Annotated in this window: 15 protein-coding genes; 12 read left to right on the top strand and 3 right to left on the bottom strand. The window is 65.0% G+C overall.

The window, feature by feature from the left end; translation table 11 throughout:
* Positions 1-3: 3 nt before the first annotated feature.
* The 8 genes from nuoL to aac(6') are packed head-to-tail and all read left to right on the top strand — an operon-like array spanning position 4 to position 8,948.
* Entirely contained in the window at positions 4-2,070 is a 2,067-nt protein-coding gene (gene nuoL / locus K3M67_RS05155) for an NADH-quinone oxidoreductase subunit L (protein WP_066855630.1), read from the top strand.
* The gene (locus K3M67_RS05160; RefSeq protein ID WP_066855627.1) at positions 2,070-3,641 is read left to right on the top strand and encodes an NADH-quinone oxidoreductase subunit M; all 1,572 of its coding nucleotides are present in this window, start codon (positions 2,070-2,072) and stop codon (positions 3,639-3,641) included. The genes nuoL and K3M67_RS05160 overlap by 1 nt, the downstream gene beginning before the upstream one ends.
* Entirely contained in the window at positions 3,641-5,077 is a 1,437-nt protein-coding gene (nuoN, locus tag K3M67_RS05165) for an NADH-quinone oxidoreductase subunit NuoN (RefSeq protein WP_066855624.1), read from the top strand. The genes K3M67_RS05160 and nuoN overlap by 1 nt, the downstream gene beginning before the upstream one ends.
* The gene (locus K3M67_RS05170; RefSeq protein ID WP_269747220.1) at positions 5,074-5,781 is read left to right on the top strand and encodes a biotin--[acetyl-CoA-carboxylase] ligase; all 708 of its coding nucleotides are present in this window, start codon (positions 5,074-5,076) and stop codon (positions 5,779-5,781) included. The genes nuoN and K3M67_RS05170 overlap by 4 nt, the downstream gene beginning before the upstream one ends.
* A gap of 13 nt (positions 5,782-5,794) precedes the next feature.
* Positions 5,795-6,577, top strand: coding sequence for a type III pantothenate kinase (locus K3M67_RS05175; protein ID WP_066855618.1), 783 nt, complete (start codon positions 5,795-5,797; stop codon positions 6,575-6,577).
* On the top strand, positions 6,574-8,211 hold the full coding sequence (locus K3M67_RS05180; RefSeq protein WP_066855615.1) for a ribonuclease J: 1,638 nt from the start codon (positions 6,574-6,576) through the stop codon (positions 8,209-8,211). The genes K3M67_RS05175 and K3M67_RS05180 overlap by 4 nt, the downstream gene beginning before the upstream one ends.
* Before the next feature lie 9 nt (positions 8,212-8,220).
* On the top strand, positions 8,221-8,487 hold the full coding sequence (locus tag K3M67_RS05185; RefSeq protein WP_066855611.1) for a DUF1467 family protein: 267 nt from the start codon (positions 8,221-8,223) through the stop codon (positions 8,485-8,487).
* Positions 8,487-8,948: an aminoglycoside 6'-N-acetyltransferase gene (gene aac(6'), locus K3M67_RS05190; protein ID WP_285832472.1), complete on the top strand. Its 462-nt coding sequence runs from the start codon at positions 8,487-8,489 to the stop codon at positions 8,946-8,948. The genes K3M67_RS05185 and aac(6') overlap by 1 nt, the downstream gene beginning before the upstream one ends.
* 12 nt (positions 8,949-8,960) lie before the next feature.
* Here the strand turns inward: aac(6') and K3M67_RS05195 are convergent, their stop codons facing one another.
* Positions 8,961-11,633, bottom strand: coding sequence for a coiled-coil domain-containing protein (locus K3M67_RS05195; RefSeq protein ID WP_285832473.1), 2,673 nt, complete (start codon positions 11,631-11,633; stop codon positions 8,961-8,963).
* Between the two features lie 80 nt (positions 11,634-11,713).
* Between K3M67_RS05195 and K3M67_RS05200 the strand changes: the two genes are divergently transcribed.
* The 4 genes from K3M67_RS05200 to K3M67_RS05215 all read left to right on the top strand — a co-directional run bounded on the left by K3M67_RS05200 (position 11,714) and on the right by K3M67_RS05215 (position 15,783).
* Positions 11,714-12,016, top strand: coding sequence for a hypothetical protein (locus K3M67_RS05200; protein ID WP_066856240.1), 303 nt, complete (start codon positions 11,714-11,716; stop codon positions 12,014-12,016).
* Positions 12,017-12,105: 89 nt separating this feature from the next.
* A complete protein-coding gene (locus tag K3M67_RS05205; protein WP_066855603.1) occupies positions 12,106-13,293 on the top strand; it encodes a hypothetical protein in 1,188 nt (395 codons plus the stop codon).
* 34 nt (positions 13,294-13,327) lie between these two features.
* Positions 13,328-14,407: a DUF2336 domain-containing protein gene (locus K3M67_RS05210; RefSeq protein ID WP_285832474.1), complete on the top strand. Its 1,080-nt coding sequence runs from the start codon at positions 13,328-13,330 to the stop codon at positions 14,405-14,407.
* Positions 14,404-15,783, top strand: coding sequence for a sensor histidine kinase (locus tag K3M67_RS05215; RefSeq protein ID WP_285832475.1), 1,380 nt, complete (start codon positions 14,404-14,406; stop codon positions 15,781-15,783). The genes K3M67_RS05210 and K3M67_RS05215 overlap by 4 nt, the downstream gene beginning before the upstream one ends.
* A 106-nt stretch (positions 15,784-15,889) precedes the next feature.
* On the opposite strand, the gene K3M67_RS05220 is transcribed toward K3M67_RS05215, so the two are convergent.
* A complete protein-coding gene (locus K3M67_RS05220; protein ID WP_066856234.1) occupies positions 15,890-17,176 on the bottom strand; it encodes a citrate synthase in 1,287 nt (428 codons plus the stop codon).
* Between the two features lie 20 nt (positions 17,177-17,196).
* On the bottom strand, positions 17,197-18,639 hold the full coding sequence (gene gltX / locus K3M67_RS05225; RefSeq protein WP_232313638.1) for a glutamate--tRNA ligase: 1,443 nt from the start codon (positions 18,637-18,639) through the stop codon (positions 17,197-17,199).
* Positions 18,640-18,661: the final 22 nt, after the last annotated feature.

The raw sequence follows: 18,661 nt of genomic DNA on the forward strand, positions 1-18,661 counted from the left end.
CCCATGATCCAGCTTATCGTCCTTCTCCCGCTGCTGGCTGCTGCCATCGCCGGCCTTGGCAACAAGGCCCTTGGCAAGCTGCCGGCCAAGATCGTCACCACCGGCGCGCTCTTTGCCTCCTGCGCAATGAGCTGGCCGATCTTCATCAGCTTCCTGACCGGGCACGCCGAACCCTATGTCGCGCCTGTCTTCACCTGGATCCAGTCGGGCAGCTTTGATGCCCAGTGGGCGTTGCGCGTCGACACGATGACGGCCGTCATGCTGGTGGTCATCACCAGCGTGTCGAGCCTCGTCCACCTGTATAGCTGGGGCTATATGGACGAGGAGCCGGATCAGCCGCGCTTCTTCGCCTATCTGTCGCTCTTCACCTTCGCGATGCTGATGCTCGTGACGGCCAACAACCTGCTCCAGATGTTCTTCGGCTGGGAAGGCGTGGGCCTGGCGTCCTACCTGCTCATCGGCTTCTGGTTCCGCAAGCCCAGCGCAAACGCGGCCGCGATCAAGGCGTTCGTCGTCAATCGCGTCGGCGACCTCGGCTTCATGCTGGGCATTTTCGGCACCTATCTGGTGTTCAACACCATCTCGATTCCGGAAATCCTGGCCGCCGCGCCGTCGATGGCCGGTTCGACCATCGGCTTCCTGGGCCACCGCTTCGACACGATGACCGTGCTCTGCCTGCTGCTGTTCATCGGTGCGATGGGCAAGTCGGCGCAGCTTGGCCTCCACACCTGGCTGCCGGATGCGATGGAAGGCCCGACCCCGGTGTCGGCACTGATCCATGCAGCCACAATGGTGACCGCGGGCGTGTTCATGGTCTGCCGCCTGTCGCCCATGTTCGAAACGTCGGAAACGGCGCTGACCGTCGTCACCTATGTCGGCGCCGCGACCTGCCTGTTCGCCGCGACCGTCGGCACGGTGCAGAACGACATCAAGCGCGTCATTGCCTATTCGACCTGCTCGCAGCTGGGCTACATGTTCTTTGCCGCCGGCGTCGGCGCCTATGGCGCGGCGATGTTCCACCTCTTCACCCACGCCTTTTTCAAGGCGCTGCTGTTCCTGGGCGCCGGTTCGGTCATCCATGCGATGCACCATGAGCAGGACATGCGTTACTATGGCGCGCTGCGGAAGGAGATCCCGATCACCTTCTGGACGATGACCCTGGGCACGCTGGCCATCACCGGCGTGGGCCTGCCGCTCGTCGGCGTCGGCTTCGCCGGCTTCTACTCGAAGGACGGCATCCTGGAAGCGGCCTATGCGTCGGGCGGTGCGGGCATCGGCGCATACTTCGTCGGTGTGTTCGCCGCGCTGCTGACCAGCTTCTACAGCTGGCGCCTGGTCTTCCTGACCTTCTTCGGCAAGCCGCGCTGGGCCGCTTCGGAGCATATCCAGCACGCCGTCCACGGCCATCATGAAGGGGCGGACGAGGAAGGCGACGGCCATGGCCATGACGTCCATGCTGACGCGCATGACGATCATGGTCATCACAGCCAGGAACTGACCGGCACGGCGGGCTATCATCCGCACGAAAGCCCCTGGGTCATGCTCACCCCGCTGGTGGTGCTGAGCCTGGGTGCCGTCTTCGCCGGTTTCCTCTTCCACGACCAGTTCATCGGTTCGGAAGGGGGCATCGAATTCTGGAAGAACGCCCTGGCGTTCGACAGCCACCTGATGCACGCCGCGCATGAAGTGCCGACCTGGGTCAAGTTCGGTCCGTTCACGGTGATGCTGACCGGCCTGGTCATTGCCTGGCTGAGCTACATCAAGTTCACCGACTGGCCGCAGCGCTTCGTCGCCACCTTCGGCGCGCTGTACCAGTTCCTGCTGAACAAGTGGTATTTCGACGAGCTGTATCACTTCCTGTTCGTCAAGCCCGCCTTCGCCATCGGCCGCTTCTTCTGGAAGTTCGGTGACGTCGGCTTCATCGACCGCTTCGGGCCGAATGGCCTGGCTGCTCTGGTCGTGCAGGGCAACAAAGTTACCCGTCGGCTTCAGTCCGGCTACCTCTACACCTATGCGCTGGTGATGCTCATCGGGCTCGCCGCGGCTGCAACCTGGGCGATGACACGATAATGGACGGCTTCCCCATCCTTTCCCTGATGATGGCAGTGCCGATGGCCGGCGCCATCGCCTGCCTGTTCGCGAGCGCCAACAGCGCGCGCTGGATCGCGCTGACCGCGACGCTGGTCGATCTGGTCCTGGGCATCGCCCTGTGGGTCAATTTCGATCAGTCGGGCGGCGCGGCCCAGTGGCAGTTCCAGGAATATGCGCCGATCTTCGGCCGTTTCGCCTGGGCGCTGGGCATCGACGGCATCGCCCTGATGCTGATCGCGCTCACCGTCTTCCTGATGCCGATCTGCATCGGCGCCAGCTGGCAGGCGATCGAGAAGCGCGTCGGCGAATATATGGCCGCCTTCCTGTTCATGGAGGTGCTGATGATCGGCGTCTTCACGGCGCAGGATCTCTACCTCTTCTACATTATGTTCGAAGCCGGCCTGATCCCGATGTACCTGATCATCGGCATCTGGGGTGGCGCGGACCGCATCTACGCTTCTTACAAATTCTTCCTCTACACGCTGCTCGGCTCGGTCCTGATGCTGATCGCGATGATGTGGATGGTGCATGAAGCGGGCACGACCGAAATTCCGGCGCTGATGGCCTATAATTTCGATCCGCATGTCCAGACCTGGCTGTGGCTGGCCTTCTTCGCCAGCTTCGCGGTGAAGATGCCGATGTGGCCGGTCCACACCTGGCTGCCCGACGCGCACGTTCAGGCACCGACGGCGGGTTCCGTGATCCTGGCGGGCGTGCTGCTGAAGATGGGCGGCTATGGCTTCATCCGCTTCTCGCTGCCGATGTTCCCCGAAGCCTCGGCGCAGCTCGCGCCGCTGGTCTGGGGTCTGTCGATGGTCGCGGTGGTCTATACCAGCCTCGTTGCCCTCGTTCAGTCGGACATGAAGAAGCTGATCGCCTATTCGTCGGTCGCGCACATGGCGATCGTCACCGTCGGCCTGTTCGCTTTCAACCAGGCGGGCATCGAGGGCGCGATGATGGTCATGCTGGGCCACGGCCTTGTCTCGGGCGCGCTCTTCCTGTGCGTGGGCGTGATCTATGATCGCCTCCACACGCGCGAAATCGCCCGCTATGGCGGCCTGAGCATCAACATGCCCAAATATGCGGTGCTGTTCATGCTGTTCACCATGGCATCGGTCGGTCTGCCCGGCACCTCCAACTTCGTCGGCGAATTCCTGGCGCTGATGGGCATCTACCAGGCGTCGAGCTGGGTGGCGCTGGTCTGTACGACGGGCATCATCCTGGGCGCGGCCTATATGCTCTACCTCTACCGCCGCATCTGCTATGGCACGCAGGTCAACGCCGATGCCGCCGCGATGCCTGACCTGTCGGTTCGCGAAATCTGGCTGCTCGCGCCGATCGCCGCCGCAGTCCTGTGGATGGGCGTCTATCCGGAGAGCTTCCTGGCGCCCATGCGATCCGACATCCGTGCGCTCGAAGCGCGCCTCGCTCCCGCGGCCCCTGCGGGAGATTCGAAGATCACCATGGGTGCGCCCAAGCCGCAAGGCGAGGCCCACCATGAAGAAGCACCTGCAATGTCTCATGAAAAAGCGTCGGGGGAGGCGCACTGATGATTGATTCCGCTTCCCTTCTGGCAGTCCTGCCGGAACTCATCCTGACGGCGGGCGGGCTCATCCTGATGCTCGTCGCGGCCTATGCCGGCGACGGCTCGGCCCGTGTCGTCAACTGGCTGTCGGTGCTGACGCTGATCGCGGCAGGGGCGGGCCTCTCCTGTTCGCTGGCGCATGGCCCGGATGCCTTTGACGGGCTGGTCCGCGCCGACGCTTTTTCCGTGTTCGCCAAGGCTCTGATCTATGGCGCAGCGGCCGCAGCCATCCTGCTCGCGCCGCGCTTCTTCTCGGTCGGGGGGCATCCGCGCCCCGAATATCCGGTGCTGATCCTCTTCGCGGCTATCGGCATGGGCATGATGGTGTCGGCGGGCGACCTGCTGACCCTCTATGTCGGCTTGGAGATGAACAGCCTCGCCTCCTATGTGCTGGCCAGCTTCATGCGGCAGGACGAGCGTTCTTCGGAAGCCGGCCTCAAATATTTCGTGCTGGGTTCGCTCGCGAGCGGCATTCTTCTCTACGGTTCGGCGCTGCTCTACGGCTTCACCGGTACGACATCGTTTGACGGCATTGCGGTCGCGATGGGTGACGGCCTGTCGAATGGCGAGCTGTTCGGCATGGTCTTCCTGCTCTGCGGCCTGGCGTTCAAGATCAGCGCGGTGCCGTTCCATATGTGGACGCCCGACGTCTATGAAGGCGCACCGACCCCGGTCACGGCCTTCTTCGGCAGTGCGCCGAAGGTGGCCGCCATTGCGCTGACCGTTCGCGTCGCGATCGAGGCGCTGGGTCCGGCGGGGCTGGACTGGCAGCAGATCGTGATCTTCGTGGCGCTCGCTTCGATCCTGTTCGGTGCCGTCGCGGCCATCGGCCAGACCAATATCAAGCGGCTGATGGCCTATTCGTCGATCAACAATGTCGGCTTCGCGCTGATCGGCCTGGCCGCCGGGACGCCGGCCGGCGTCGCTGCGACCATGAGCTATATGGCGATCTACGTCCTGATGACGGTGGGCGCTTTCGCCTGCATCCTTCAGATGCGCGATGCCGAAGGACGCCCGGTCGAAACGATCGCCAGCCTCGCGGGGCTGTCGCGCTCGCGCAAGGGCCTCGCCGCCGCTTTCGCGATCTTCATGTTCTCGATGGCCGGTATCCCGCCGCTGTTCGGCTTCTGGGCGAAGTTCCTGGTGTTCGATGCCGCAGTTGCAGCGAACCTGACGCTGCTGGCGGCGTTCGGTATCGCCATGTCGGTGATCGGCGCCTTCTATTATCTGAAGATCATCAAGACGATCTATTTCGATGAGCCGGCGGCGCCGTATGAAGCCAAGGGCGGCCCGGTCGAGAACGTCATCCTGACGGCCTGCGCCGTCGTGATCGTGCTGGGTTATCTGCTCAACCCCCTATTGGATCAGGCGAGCGCCGCCGCTGCGGCGTCGCTCTTCTGACCTTCCTCCGCTTCGTCGAGGAAACCGGCTCCACCAACGCCGACATGCTGGCGTTGGCGGAGCAGGGAATGCCCGAAGGCGGCTGGCTGCGCGCCGGCCGCCAGACCGGGGGCAGGGGGCGCATGGGCCGCGCCTGGGAAAGCCCGACCGGCAATCTCTATTGCTCCACCTTCGTGCGGACGGTGGCGAGCGATCCGATGGCGCACACATTGGCGCTGGTCGCCGCCAATGCCGTCCATGCGCTGGTCGCGCCGCTGTGCGCGGGCCAGGCCCGGATCAAATGGCCTAACGACATATTGGTCGACGGCGCCAAGATCGCCGGCATCCTGCTGGAGAGGGTCGGCGACGCCATCGTCATTGGCATCGGCATCAACGTCACCCATTATCCGACCGGGCTTGACCGTCCCGTGACCAGCCTGGTCGATCAGGGCGCGGTCGATGCGGAGGCCGGCCCGCTGCTCGAACGGCTGGCGCAGCTTTTTGCCCACTGGCTGTCCATCTGGCGGGCGCAGGGGCTTGAACCCGTCCGGACCCATTGGCTGCTCAATGCCCATCCAGGCGGCACGCCGATGCGCGTGATCCAGCCCGACGGGGAGGTCGTGGAGGGGGCGTTCGACACGCTTGATCGACAGGGGATGCTGATCCTTCGCTTGGCGAATGGGCAGAGCCGTGCCATTCACGCCGGCGACATCATTCTGACCTGAAGGGGCGGAGCCAATGCTTCTCGCGATCGACGCGGGCAATACCAATGTCGTTTTCGCCTTGCTGGAAGGGCGGGACATTCGTGCGCGATGGCGCATCGCGACGGATCCCCGCCGCACCGCCGACGAATATGCCGTCTGGCTGCATCAACTGCTTCAGCTGGAAGGCTATGCGATGACGGATGTCGATGCCGTCATCATCGCGACCGTGGTGCCGCGCGCGCTGCATAATCTCCAAGTCCTGGCCGACAAATATTTCAAGACCGAGGCGTTGGTGGCCGGACAGGCGCCGGTGGAGTGGGGCATCGAGCTGGACGTGGCCGAGCCGGCGTCGGTCGGGGCGGACCGGGTTGTAAATGCCATCGCGGCCCACCATCTCTACCAGGATGACCTGATCGTCATCGATTTCGGCACCGCGACGACATTCGACGTGGTCGATTATAGCGGCGCCTACAAGGGCGGTATCATCGCGCCTGGCATCAACCTGTCGCTGGACGCCCTGGTCGCCGCTGCGGCGAAGCTGCCCAAGATCGCGATCGAGCCGCCCGAAAGCCGGTCGGTGATCGGGCGCAGTACCGTCGATGCGATGCAAATCGGCGTCTTCTGGGGCTATGTGGCGATGATGGAAGGTCTGGTCGCGCGCATCCGCGCGGAGATCGGCCGTCCTGCCAAGGTGATTTCGACGGGGGGCCTCGCGGTCCTCTTCAATGACAATAGCGATATTTTCGATGCGATCGCGCCGGACCTGACCATTCAGGGGTTGGCGCTGTTGTACGAACGGAGTTTGAAAACAGAATGATACCCAAGGATGAGCTGCTCTTCCTGGCCCTTGGTGGGTCGGGCGAGATCGGCATGAACGTGAATCTCTACGGTTGCCAGGGCAAATGGGTGATGGTCGACCTTGGCCTGACCTTTGCCGACCCGGCCTATCCGGGCGTGGAATTGATCCTGCCGGATCTCAGCTTCATCGAGGAGCGGCGCGACGACCTGCTCGGAATCGTGCTGACGCACGGGCATGAAGACCATATCGGCGCCATTCCCTATCTGGCCGCCGACCTTGGCGTGCCGCTTTACGCGACGCCCTTCACTGCAGGGCTGATCCGGCTGAAGCTGGAAGAGGAAGGCCTGACCAAGGACGTCCAGCTCAACGTCATCGAGAATGAGGGCAGCTTCCATCTCGGACCGTTCGGTTTCCGTTACGTGCCGCTGGCGCACTCGATCCCGGAGGGCAATGCCGTCCTGATCGACACGCCCTATGGCCGCATCTTCCATACCGGAGACTGGAAGCTGGATGAGCGGCCCTTGCTGGGGCAGCCGTCGACGCCGGAGGAACTGACCGAGATCGGCGACGCTGGCGTGCTGGCGCTGGTATGCGACAGCACCAATGTCTTCAATGACAAGGCCAGCGGTTCCGAAGGCGATGTGCGCGAGGGGCTGATGCAGACGATCACCGGGGCCAAGGGCCGTGTGCTGGTGACGACCTTTGCGTCGAACGCCGCGCGCGTGCAGACGCTGGGCGAGGTCGCGGCGGCGACCGGGCGCAAGCTGTGCGTCGCCGGGCGCTCGCTCGACCGCATCATCAGCACGGCGAAGGCCGCGGGCTATCTCAAGGATTTCCCGCCGACGATCGACTGGGACGATGCGATGGCGCTGCCCCGCAACGAGGTGATGATCATCGCTACGGGCGGGCAGGGCGAGGCGCGCGCGGCCTTGGCCCGCATCGCGTTCGACAGCCATCCGATCAAGCTGGCGGAGGGCGACCTGGTGGTGTTCTCCTCCAAGCAGATCCCCGGCAACGAAATCGCGATCGGCCGCATCCAGAATGCGCTGGCGACGGCCGGCGTGCTGATGGTGACGGATCGCCAGGCGGAGGTGCATGTGTCGGGCCATCCGGGTCGACCGGAACTGGAAGCCATGTATCGCTGGATTCGCCCCGAAATCCTGTTGCCCGTCCATGGCGAGCGTCGCCATATGGCCGAACAGGCGCGGCTGGGGCTTTCGAGCGGAATCCGCCACGCGCCGGTACAGTCCAACGGCGACCTGCTGCGTCTTGCACCCGGCGCGCCGGAGATTATCGGACGCGAGGATACCGGGCGGCTGGTGCTGGACGGTGACGTCATCCTGCCCGCTGACGGATCGACCATGAACGAGCGGCGCAAGCTGGGCCTCCATGGCCAGATCAGCGTCGCTGTGGCGCTCGACCGCAAGGGCAAGCTGATCGGCGATCCCGCGCTGCGGACGCAAGGCGTTCCGGTGGAGGAGGACAAGGCGGCATTCCTGGCCGAGGCGGCGGAGGAAGCTGCGGCGGTCGTCCCGAAGGGCTCGCAGGAGGAGGAGGCGCTGCGTGAGCGGGTGCGCCTGGCCGTGCGTCGCACCGCGACCCGCTGGACGGGCAAGAAACCGGTAGTGGACGTTCTGCTGATCCGCGCTTAATCTGATGGCATGAACTGGTACGCGATCTTTGCCATCTATTTCCTGATGTGGGTCGTCAGCGCCTTCATCATGCTGCCTTTCGGCATTCGGACGCCCGATGAAACGGGGGAGGTGCTGCTGAAGGGGCAGGCGGACAGCGCGCCCAGCAATTTCCGGCCGGGCAGGGTCGCCCTTCGCGCGACCCTGCTGTCATTGCTGCTTTTCGGGCTTTATTATGCCAATTATGTCCAGGGTTGGCTGACCGTCGACATGCTACCCGGCTATCGCGCATCCTGATGAGCGACGCCACGGTCCGCATTGTTCCTGCAGGTCCGTCCCATGTCGAGCGCTGGGCGTTGATGCGCGCCGAACTTTGGCCTGACGCATCACTTTCCGAGCATCGCGACGATATTCTCGCCCAGTTGAAGGGCAAGGACGCGCAGGCCGCGTTCCTGGCACTGGACCAGCAAGGGGACGTCATCGGTTTTGCCGAAGCAGCGCTGCGGCATGATTATGTCAACGGATGCGAAAGCAGTCCGGTCCTTTTCCTGGAGGGGATCTTCGTCGAACCGTCGATGCGTCGAGGCGGGATCGGCCGTGCGCTGGCCGATGCCGCCAAGGCGTGGGGACAGACGCATGGCTGCACGGAAATGGCGTCCGACGCCGACATCGCGCATGAATCCAGCCACGCCTTCCATGCTGCACTTGGCTTCGCTGAAACCGAACGTGTCGTCTTTTTCCGCAAGGCTATCGGCTGAGCGACGGGCGCGTTACTGCCGCAGTCGCTCGATCGCCTGGGCCAGCGCGACATAGAGCTTGCCCATGTCGGACGAGAGGATGGCAACGCCCAGCGCATTGCCATCCCGCGCCGACAGGATGATCCGCAACATCGCCTCGAAATCATGGATATAGCGGTTCACATGATCGCGAAATTCGGCGTCATTGTCATAATGAAGCGCGATTTCCCGTGATTCGCCGGCATCGAGCAGCTTGACGGCGCGGCGGGTGAACACGCCCCGGTCGCCCTTGAGATAAGCGGACCATGCCGAGTCGGTGACGTCGTTGGACAGGATCTTGGCGACGTCGATGGCGGTGCTGTTGAGCGATTCGATCAGCAGGGCGGAGCGGCGGGCGAAATGGTCCCGATCGCGATCCTCCGATGCCTGTTGCGCCTGCTCGATCCGCTGCTCCAGGCTCGCGCTGGTATCGGCAATGGTCAGCAACTGGCGCGTCAGCCGTTCGGAAGCCTGATGGGCGGCCTTGACCGCCTCCTCGGCCACGCGGGCGACCTGCTCGATCTGGGCCGTCGTCGTCTCGCCGATCGCCGCCTGCATCGCCTGTTCGCTGGCGTCGGCCAGTTGCCGGGCAGCGTCGGGAATGGCGCGGCCCAGTGCCTGGCGCGCCCGCTCAGCAGCCTGTTCGGCGGTGTCCTTGACGCGCAGCAGAGCTGTCACCAGCAGCGGGCCGGCGCCCTCCGTGATGCGGCTCGCGTCCTGATGTGCGGCGTCGAGCGCTGCGCGCAGCCGGTCGACCAGTTCGCGATTGGCCTCCAGCCCGCCCTGCGTGCTTTCGAGCCATTCGGTCAGGCGGCTTCCCTGGCCGCGCAGCATGGATTCCGCTTCCTCGGCGCGGCCGACCAGGGCCTGCGAAATCGCTTCGAGATGCTCCATTTCGGGCGTGGCGCTGCCGAGTAAGGCCCGGCTCTGCTCCAGACGGCCGTCGAAGCGATCGAGCGCGGCGGGATAGGTCTCGTCCAGTTCGCGAACGCTCGAATCCAGGGCGACCAGCAATGTTTCCGCGCTGCCGATCAGCTTTTCCGCCGTCATGCCGCCGGCGGCCAAGGCATTGTCGATGCGCTGCGTTTCGGCCGCCAGTCGCGACAGCGCCTGGGTCAGGTGCTCGCTGCGCGCCAAGGCGCTGTCTTCCAGTGCGGCGAAGCGATCCTCGGTCGCCGACACCGTGTCGAGCAGGCCGCCGTGCAGGCCGGATATCAAGGCGCGCTGGCCCTCCATCAGATCATTGATCTGGTGCAGGCGGCTTTCTACGTCGGCGATCGTGTCGGACAGGCCGGCCACCGTATCGGTCCCGATCGAGTCCAGATGCGCGCGCGAGCGGGCGATAATCTGTTCGAGCGCTTCGGACTGGCTGCCGAGGCGTCCGTCGGTCAGGGCAAGAGCTTCTTCCGCCTGGTTCAGCGCCGCATCGAGACGGCGGCGCAAATCGGCTTCGATTGCGTCCATGTCCTGCGCGAGCCGGCTGGTCAGTTCATCGCTGGTCCGGCCGATCCCGGCCTGCGCCGCCGCGACCAGCGCCTGGAGCGTATCGGCACGGCGCGACAGGCCGTCGTCGGTGCTGGCCATCGTTTCCCGCACCGTCCCCAGCAACCGGTCCAGGCGCGCGTCCATCTGACCCTGCGCGGCATCCAGATCGCGGAGCAGCGCCGCGCGGACCGTGTCGCTGGTGCTGGTCACGCCGGCCTGGGCCGCCTCGATCAATGCGGCGAGCGCGGAGGAATGGGCTTCCAGATCCTGACGGCTGCGATCCATAGCCTGCCGTGCGCCGAGCGCGGTGGCTTCTATCCGACCGGCGGCGATGTCCGCCATGCCAGTGACTTCGTCGGACGCAGCGCGGGTCGCCTCCTGCAAGTGGCCCAACTGGCTGGCAAGGCTCTTGGTTGCCGCCAGCGTGCGCGCGCGCGCCTCGTCCGATACTTCGGTAAGCGCGTGCAGCCGCGCTTCCAGCGTGTCGATGCGTTCGGCCAGGGCATGGCCATTGTCCATGATCTGCGCAGCCATGCGGCCGGTGCGGTCTTCCAGTTCGGGAATGGCGGCGATCAGCGCGTCCATGCGCGAAACCAGTGCGACACCTGCCCGCTCGGCGGCTTCGGCGCGATCCGCAGTCGTCTGCGCGCGGCCGGCGATCAGTTCCGCCGACGCTTCCATATTACTGCTGGCGGCCGCGCCATAACTGTCCAGCAACTCGGCCTGGTCCTGCATCGTCTGGCGCGCCGCCTCCAACTGCGCGGTGATGCGGCTGAGGCGCATTTCCAGCAGGTCGGCTTCAATCCTGAGCGCCCTGGCGGTATCCAGATAGCGGCGCGATTCCGACCGGCTGCTGCGCATCAGCAGCAGGTAAAGGGTGCCGAGCAGAATCAGGGGAACGGCCAGGGTTGCGACCGCGCCGGGCCAGGCGGCCGGGCCGTCACGCAGGTCGCCCGAAACGATCAAGGCCCAGAGGGTGAACGCCATCCATGCAAGGGCGACCAGACCCAGGACCATGCGTATGCGCTTCACCCAGTTTTCCGTGATGCCGGCGCTCGAATCATCCTCGTCGAGGTCGAGAACGGGTTGTTTCAAATGCAAGATATCGTCCGCCTGCGCTGGATTGTTCGTCGCGATGCGTTCGTCGCGCCAGAACTCGACGATTGTGCTGCCCCCTGTCATGCGGCCATCCTAGCATCTTTTCCGCGAAGGCAAATGCCTCGTTACCAAAACTTAACGCAAGCCCGATAGCGTTGGTCGCCATGTCCTATGATCCTGGCGCCCTTGACGCCGCCCTGGCCGCCGCCGTCGGCGACGATCACATATTGATTGCCGACCTGCGTGTCGCCTTCATGGAAAGCGCCGCACGCCAGATCGACCTGCTCGGTCGGGCGCGCTGTGATGCGAACTGGCATCTTGCCGCCTGGCGGCTCAAGGGACTGGCGGCCAGCTTTGGCCTGACATCGCTGATGGCGCTGGCCGATGAAGCCGCCGATGCCGCGCCGGGCGATCCAAGGGTGTTGCGGCGGCTGAGCGCGGCGCTGGCTGCGCTGGAACAGGACTAGCAGCACCAGGGCGCACGGGCTGCTTGCGTCCTGCCGTCCACCTTGCGAAAAGGTCGGCCACATCATGAACGGGTCGATCGCGTAACAATATGAGCTTTGCGGCTATTCTGAGCGCCAGCAGGATGACGGTCGATTTGCCGGCCGGTCTCCGCGCGAGCCTGCATTTCGCGGGCCAGACGCTGGTCGAATATCAGGCGCGACAGGCGATCCGGGCGGGCGCCGACCGCATTTTGATCATGGTCAGCGTCATCACGCCCGCCTTGTCGCAGGCGGTCGACCGGCTGAGCGCCGACGGCATCGCCGTTTCCCTGATTCGCGACATGGTGACGATGGTCCGCGACGCCCCCCGTGATTCGGACGTGTTGCTGATGGCCGACGGGGCGATCATCGCGCAGGCCCATGTCGACAGTCTTGGCGCGGCCGATGGCAACATGCTGCTCGTCACGGACGACAGCCGGGCCAGCGCGCCGTTCGAGCGAATCGACGCGGGGCAGCGCTGGGCCGGCATCGCCCGCCTAAGCCCGTCCTTGCTGTTCGGCACGCTCGACATGATCGGCGACTGGGATCTGGCGCTGACGCTGGTGCGTGCCGCCGTGCAGGATGGCGCCCGTCGCGTCACCGTGCCGCAGGATGATCTGCTGGAAGGGCGGGTCGCGCTGGTCGAAAGCCAGGAGCAGGCCGATCTGGTCGCGCAGGCCGTGACATCGGCGGGTGCGGCAAGGGGTGTGGCGCGTGGTGGCATCGAGCATTTCCTGCTGGCGCCGCTCGCACGGATGGTCGGCCCGGCGCTGATGCGGATGCAGGTGCCCGCTACGCAGGTGCGGATCGGCGCCATGACGCTGGGCGCGATCGCGCTGGTGCCGGTAGAACTGGGCTGGACCCTGACGAGCTTCGCGTTGCTGCTGGTCGCGCTGTTGCTGGCGGAAACCGCCGATCGGCTCGATGAACTCGCGCTGCGGGCGCCGCCACGGAAATGGCTGGCCTTCGTCACGCCCCTGATGGCCCTGGCGGCGTTGATCGTGGCCGGCAGCAGCACGGAAGCGATGGACCTGGCCCTGCTGCTGGGCATCATCATGGTCGCGGATCGGTGGCGCCTGACGGGCCATGCCAGGCCGTGGATGATCCTGACCCCCGGTACTGCCCTGCTGCTGCTGATCCTGACCGGCGCCGTCGGCCTGCTGGACGATGGTTTCCGGGTCGCCACGCTGGGCGCGATCCTGTCCATGGGTGCGATGATCCTGCTGCGTCGATCGTCCGAATTCGATCCCAAGGTTTAGTGCATTTTAACGACGTGGGATTATGCTGCACCGCATGAGCGCCCATTTGTCCCTTGCCGGATCGACCGTGGCGGACAGCTGGCCTATGGCGCGAGTCATGGCGGGCATGTCCGCCATGCCGGTTGCGCACGCCATCGACCTTGCATTCCTCTTTCCCGCCGCGCAGCCGCATCATGATGCGTTGATCGCCGAGACAAGGCGGCATCTGGGCGGATGCCTGACCGCGATCGAAACCGCGCTGCGTGTCGCGCTCGATCAGTTTCCCGAGATTGCCGGGATATTGGCGCTTTCACCCGATCCGCTTTGCTGGCGGATGATCTGCGACCAGCCGGCGCTGCTCAGCCCTGCGCTGCTGGCGCATATGCGGCTACGCGGCGCGGTCAGCCTGATGCTGCGGCAGTTGGGACAGAGAGACGCGGACATCGGCGAGCCGGTCGAGGCGGATGGTCAGGCGGTAGACCCGGCGCCCGGCGACGCCCTGGCTGCTCTGGCCTTGGCGGAAAGCCGTTGGATGACGCGGGGTGGCGAAGACTGGCCGATGCGCCCGGACGTGCCCAGGGAATTTTTCACGGAAATGGTGTGGACCAGTTCCGCCTGCCTGGCGGAGGTGGTGCGCCGCGCCGCGCCCGATCGCGCCGACGTGATGTTGGCGGCGTTCGAGCGCGCCGGATGGGCGGTGCTGGCCGATCATGATGAAAGCGTCAGCCCGCTGATGGAGGCGGAGCGCCTGGTCCGGCGGATGGAGGAGCGGGCCGATGCGCCGGACTTGCTGGGCACGGCGCTGGGCGGACGGCGTTTTCTGCTGTTTGCGGCGCTGGCCGCCCGACGCCTGCGCCTGACCATGATCCAGGTGGTGGACATATTGGTGATGGCGCCCTTGCCGCAACTCGCGGCGTTGTGCCGCTCCTTGGGTGGGTCGGACGGAGACTATCGCCATCTGCTGCTGACGCTGCGGCCGGTGCGTCCCTGGCTGACCGACACGATGGTGATCGTGGAAGCCGAACGCTATCAGAAATTGGACGAAGCGCAGGCCGACGCAATGGTCGCCGCCCTGCGCACGCCCGCATCCTTCCGGGCGAAGCTCGACCATCTTCTCAGCGTCAGGGCCGCGTGAACAGTCCCGCCCATCCCGGCGTGCTTCGGGCTGCGCTGGCCCCCGACGGTTGCCTGTTGAGCGCGGACGGACCTCTGCTCGCGTTGCAGCGCGAAGCGGGCGGTGATCTCGGCACGCCGATCGCGCTGCCCCAGATCGCGGCGGTGGCGCGCCTGTCGCGGCGGCTGGGCGTGACCGTGTCCCGGCCTGTGGTCGCAGCGGCGGAGCGGGGCGACATCGACATGTGGGTGCGCGCGCGGCCGGAGGGCGAGGCCGTGCATCTGGCCATCATCGACTGGCATGAGCGTCCGGCCGCGACGCTGTCGCCCGATCTGGCGGCGCGCGATTCCGACATTGCCGCTCTTGCCGACGGCTGGATCTGGCAAATCGACACGCAACTGCGTTTTCAGATGACGCTGGCCGGCGATGACCGGCAAGGCGCGCTGCCGCCCGATGCGCCGGTGCCCGGCACGCGCTTTTCCGGCTATTTCGACCTTAAGCCCGACGAGGAAGGCGATATGGCGATGCTGCGCGGCCTGACGCAGCGGCGCGCCTTTAGCGGCCAGATCGCCGCGCTGGTCGGCAATGGCGACCGATTGTTCCGCCTTTCGGGGTTTCCGCTGTTCGACATGGCGGGGCAACTGATCGGCTATCGGGGCGCTGCCTTGCCGATGGAGCATATTGTGGTCGCGCCGTTCCGGGCCGACCCCGCCATCAGCCTCTATCCCGCCGATTTCAGCAAGCGGCTCGACCGGTCGCTGCGTCAGCCGCTGGGCAGGATCATCGCCAATGCCGACACGATCGGCGCCCAGATGGAAGGGCCGCTGCGCCCGGATTATGCGGATTATGCGCAGGACATCGCTTCGGCTGGGCGTCACCTGATGGCGCTGGTCGACGATCTGGCCGACCTTCAGGCGATCGATCGTCCCGATTTCAGCGTCGTCGCCGAAGAGGTCGACCTGGCCGATCTGGGCCGTCGCGCCGCCGGGTTGCTGGGGGTCAAGGCGCTCGACCGCGGGATCGCCATAGTCGCGCCGGAGACCGACTGCGCCGTCAACGCGATCGGCGAATTTCGGCGCGTACTTCAGATACTGGTCAATCTGGTCGGCAACGCCCTGCGCTATGCGCCGGAGGGCAGTCTGGTGCGGATCGTGACCGAACAGCAGCATGGCGAAGCGTGCATCATGGTGATCGACCAGGGGCCGGGCATCGCCATGGCCGATCGCGAACGCATTTTCGACAAGTTCGAGCGGCTCGGCCGCGATGATGCGGGCGGTAGCGGGCTTGGCCTCTATATTTCGCGGCGGCTTGCGCGCGCGATGGGCGGCGACATCCACATCGACGGCGAGCCGGGCGAAGGCGCGCGCTTCATCCTGTCGTTGCCGGCGATGGAATAGCAGCCTTCCTTCGGCTCGCCGGTCACGCCCCGCTTAACGGAGCGGAAACGGAAAACGGCGCCCCTTGGGAGGGCGCCGCTCTTCTTTCCAATGCTGGTCTCGTAGATCAGCGCTTGTCGACCGAAACATAGTCGCGCTGCGTCGGGCCGGTGTAGAGCTGACGCGGACGGCCAATCTTCTGCGCCGGATCCGAAATCATCTCGTTCCACTGCGCGACCCAGCCCACGGTGCGGGCCAGGGCGAAAAGCACGGTGAACATTTCGGTCGGGAAGCCGATGGCCGAGAGGATCACGCCCGAATAGAAGTCGACATTCGGGTAGAGCTTCTTTTCGACGAAATAGGGATCGTTGAGCGCGATCTGTTCCAGTTCCTTCGCCACATCGAAGATCGGATCGTTGACGCCGAGCTTTTCCAGAACGTCCTTCGCGGTCTTCTGCATGACGGTCGCGCGCGGGTCGTAATTCTTGTAGACGCGGTGCCCGAAGCCCATCAGGCGGAACGGGTCGTCCTTGTTCTTGGCGCGGGCGATATATTCCGGGATGCGATCGACGGTGCCGATTTCGCGCAGCATGTTGAGCGCGGCTTCGTTCGCGCCGCCATGGGCCGGACCCCAGAGGCAAGCGATGCCGGCCGCGATGCAGGCGAACGGATTGGCGCCCGACGAACCGGCAAGGCGGACGGTCGAGGTCGAGGCGTTCTGCTCATGGTCCGCGTGGAGGATGAAGATCTTGTCCATCGCGTCCACGATCACCGGATCGGGCTCATATTCCTCGGCGGGGACCGAGAAAGTCATGCGCAGGAAATTGGCGGTGTAGCTGAGGTCGTTGCGCGGATAGACGAAGGGCTGACCCACCGAATATTTATACGCCATCGCCGCAATGGTCGGCATCTTGGCGATCAGGCGGTGGCTGGCGATCTTGCGCTGCAACGGATCGTTGATGTCGGTGGAATCGTGATAGAAGGCCGACAGCGCGCCGACGACGCCGCACATGATCGCCATCGGATGCGCGTCGCGACGGAAGCCGCGATAGAAGGTGGTCAGCTGTTCATGCACCATCGTGTGGCGCGTGATCGTGCGGGTGAAGTCGTCCAGTTCCTGCTTGGAGGGCAGTTCGCCGTTCAGCAGCAGGTAGCTGACTTCCATGAAGCTGGACTGTTCGGCGAGCTGGCCGATCGGATAGCCGCGATGCAGCAGGACGCCTTCGTCGCCGTCGATATAGGTCAGGCCGGATTCGCAGCTGGCGGTCGAGGTGAAGCCCGGGTCATAGGTGAACATGCCGGTCTGGGCGTAGAGCTTGCGAACGTCGATGACCTGCGGCCCAACGGTGCCATCCATGATGGCATAGTCGTTGCTCGCTCCCCCAATGGTCAAATTGGCTTTATTATCCGACATGTTTTTCTCCTTGAGTGCCATCAACCAGCCGTTGCGTGCCCTGCACCGGCCAGCCGTTCCAAGCTCTCCTCTTTCCCCAGAAGGAAGAGGACATCGAAAATACCCGGCGAGACCGTGCGGCCGGTGAGCGCCGCACGCAGCGGTTGCGCCACCTTGCCGAGGCCCAGGCCAGCATCCTCCGCCACGCGGCGTATCGCTTCTTCGATCGCTTCAACCGTCCAGGACTGGACGGGCTGGAGAGCGTCGGCTGTCTTGGTCAGCAGCGCGCGCGCGGAGTCGTCTAGCAGAGCAATTGCCTTTTCGTCAAAATCGAGCGGGCAATTTTTGAACAGAAATTCTGCTCCCTCCGCAATTTCATTAAGGGTTTTGGCCCGCGGCTTCAGCGAAGGCATCGCCTGGGTCAAAATGCCCAACTGGTTTTCGCTCAAAACCTTTCCGAGCCGCGCCTCGACCCGCGGCGCGACCAGCCCGGCCAGCCGCGAATCATCCGCTTCGCGCAGATAATGGCCGTTGAGATTTTCCAGCTTCTTGATGTCAAAGCGCGACGGCGATCGGCCGACGCCGCCGATGTCGAACAGGTCGATCGCGCGGGCGATCGAGATGATCTCCTCGTCGCCATGTCCCCAGCCCAAGCGCAGCAGATAGTTCAGCACCGCTTCGGGCAGCATCCCCATTTCGTCGCGATAGGCATCGACACCCAGCGCGCCGTGGCGCTTGGACAGTTTCGCACCGTCCGATCCGTGGATCAGGGGGATATGGGCGTAGACCGGCTCGTCCCAGCCCATGGCCTTGATGATCGTCAACTGGCGGAAGGCGTTGTTGAGATGGTCGTCGCCCCGGATGACGTGCGTCACGCCCATGTCATGATCGTCGACCACGACGGCGAGCATATAGGTGGGGGTGCCATCCGACCGCAGCAGGATCATGTCGTCCAGTTCCGCATTCTGGACGACGACGCGGCCCTGCACCGCATCCTCGATCACCGTTTCGCCGTCGCGCGGCGCCTTGATGCGGATGACGAAGGGCGCGCCTTCGGGCGCTTCGGCCGGATCGCGATCGCGCCAGCGACCGTCATAGCGCATCGGCTGCCTGGCCGCGCGCTGCTGTTCGCGCAAGGATGCCAGCTCCTCGGGCGTCGCGTAGCATTTATAGGCATGGCCGGCATCGAGCAGCTGGCTGGCGACCTCGGCATGGCGGGGGGTGCGTTCGAACTGGAACACGGCCGGCTCGTCACCGGCCAGGCCCAACCATTCGAGGCCGTCGAAGATCGCGGCCACGGCCGCCTCGGTCGAACGCGCACGATCGGTATCCTCGACGCGCAGCAGGAACTTGCCGCCATGGTGACGCGCGAACAGCCAGTTGAACAGCGCGGTGCGGGCGCCGCCAATATGCAGGTATCCCGTGGGCGACGGGGCGAAACGGGTCACCACCTGCTTGTTCATTCCCGTTGCACTTGCCGTCATATTCTTTGACATTCGCCTTAGC

It is taken from the genome of Sphingobium sp. V4, assembly GCF_029590555.1.
GTDB lineage: Bacteria > Pseudomonadota > Alphaproteobacteria > Sphingomonadales > Sphingomonadaceae > Sphingobium.

Coding starts and splice junctions, on each gene's coding strand:
- nuoL (WP_066855630.1), top strand. CDS start 4: ATGATCCAGCTTATCGTCCTTCTCCCGCTGCTGGCTGCTGCCATCGCC.
- K3M67_RS05160 (WP_066855627.1), top strand. CDS start 2,070: ATGGACGGCTTCCCCATCCTTTCCCTGATGATGGCAGTGCCGATGGCC.
- nuoN (WP_066855624.1), top strand. CDS start 3,641: ATGATTGATTCCGCTTCCCTTCTGGCAGTCCTGCCGGAACTCATCCTG.
- K3M67_RS05175 (WP_066855618.1), top strand. CDS start 5,795: ATGCTTCTCGCGATCGACGCGGGCAATACCAATGTCGTTTTCGCCTTG.
- K3M67_RS05180 (WP_066855615.1), top strand. CDS start 6,574: ATGATACCCAAGGATGAGCTGCTCTTCCTGGCCCTTGGTGGGTCGGGC.
- K3M67_RS05185 (WP_066855611.1), top strand. CDS start 8,221: ATGAACTGGTACGCGATCTTTGCCATCTATTTCCTGATGTGGGTCGTC.
- K3M67_RS05195 (WP_285832473.1), bottom strand. CDS start 11,633: ATGACAGGGGGCAGCACAATCGTCGAGTTCTGGCGCGACGAACGCATC.
- K3M67_RS05200 (WP_066856240.1), top strand. CDS start 11,714: ATGTCCTATGATCCTGGCGCCCTTGACGCCGCCCTGGCCGCCGCCGTC.
- K3M67_RS05205 (WP_066855603.1), top strand. CDS start 12,106: ATGAGCTTTGCGGCTATTCTGAGCGCCAGCAGGATGACGGTCGATTTG.
- K3M67_RS05210 (WP_285832474.1), top strand. CDS start 13,328: ATGAGCGCCCATTTGTCCCTTGCCGGATCGACCGTGGCGGACAGCTGG.
- K3M67_RS05220 (WP_066856234.1), bottom strand. CDS start 17,176: ATGTCGGATAATAAAGCCAATTTGACCATTGGGGGAGCGAGCAACGAC.
- gltX (WP_232313638.1), bottom strand. CDS start 18,639: ATGACGGCAAGTGCAACGGGAATGAACAAGCAGGTGGTGACCCGTTTC.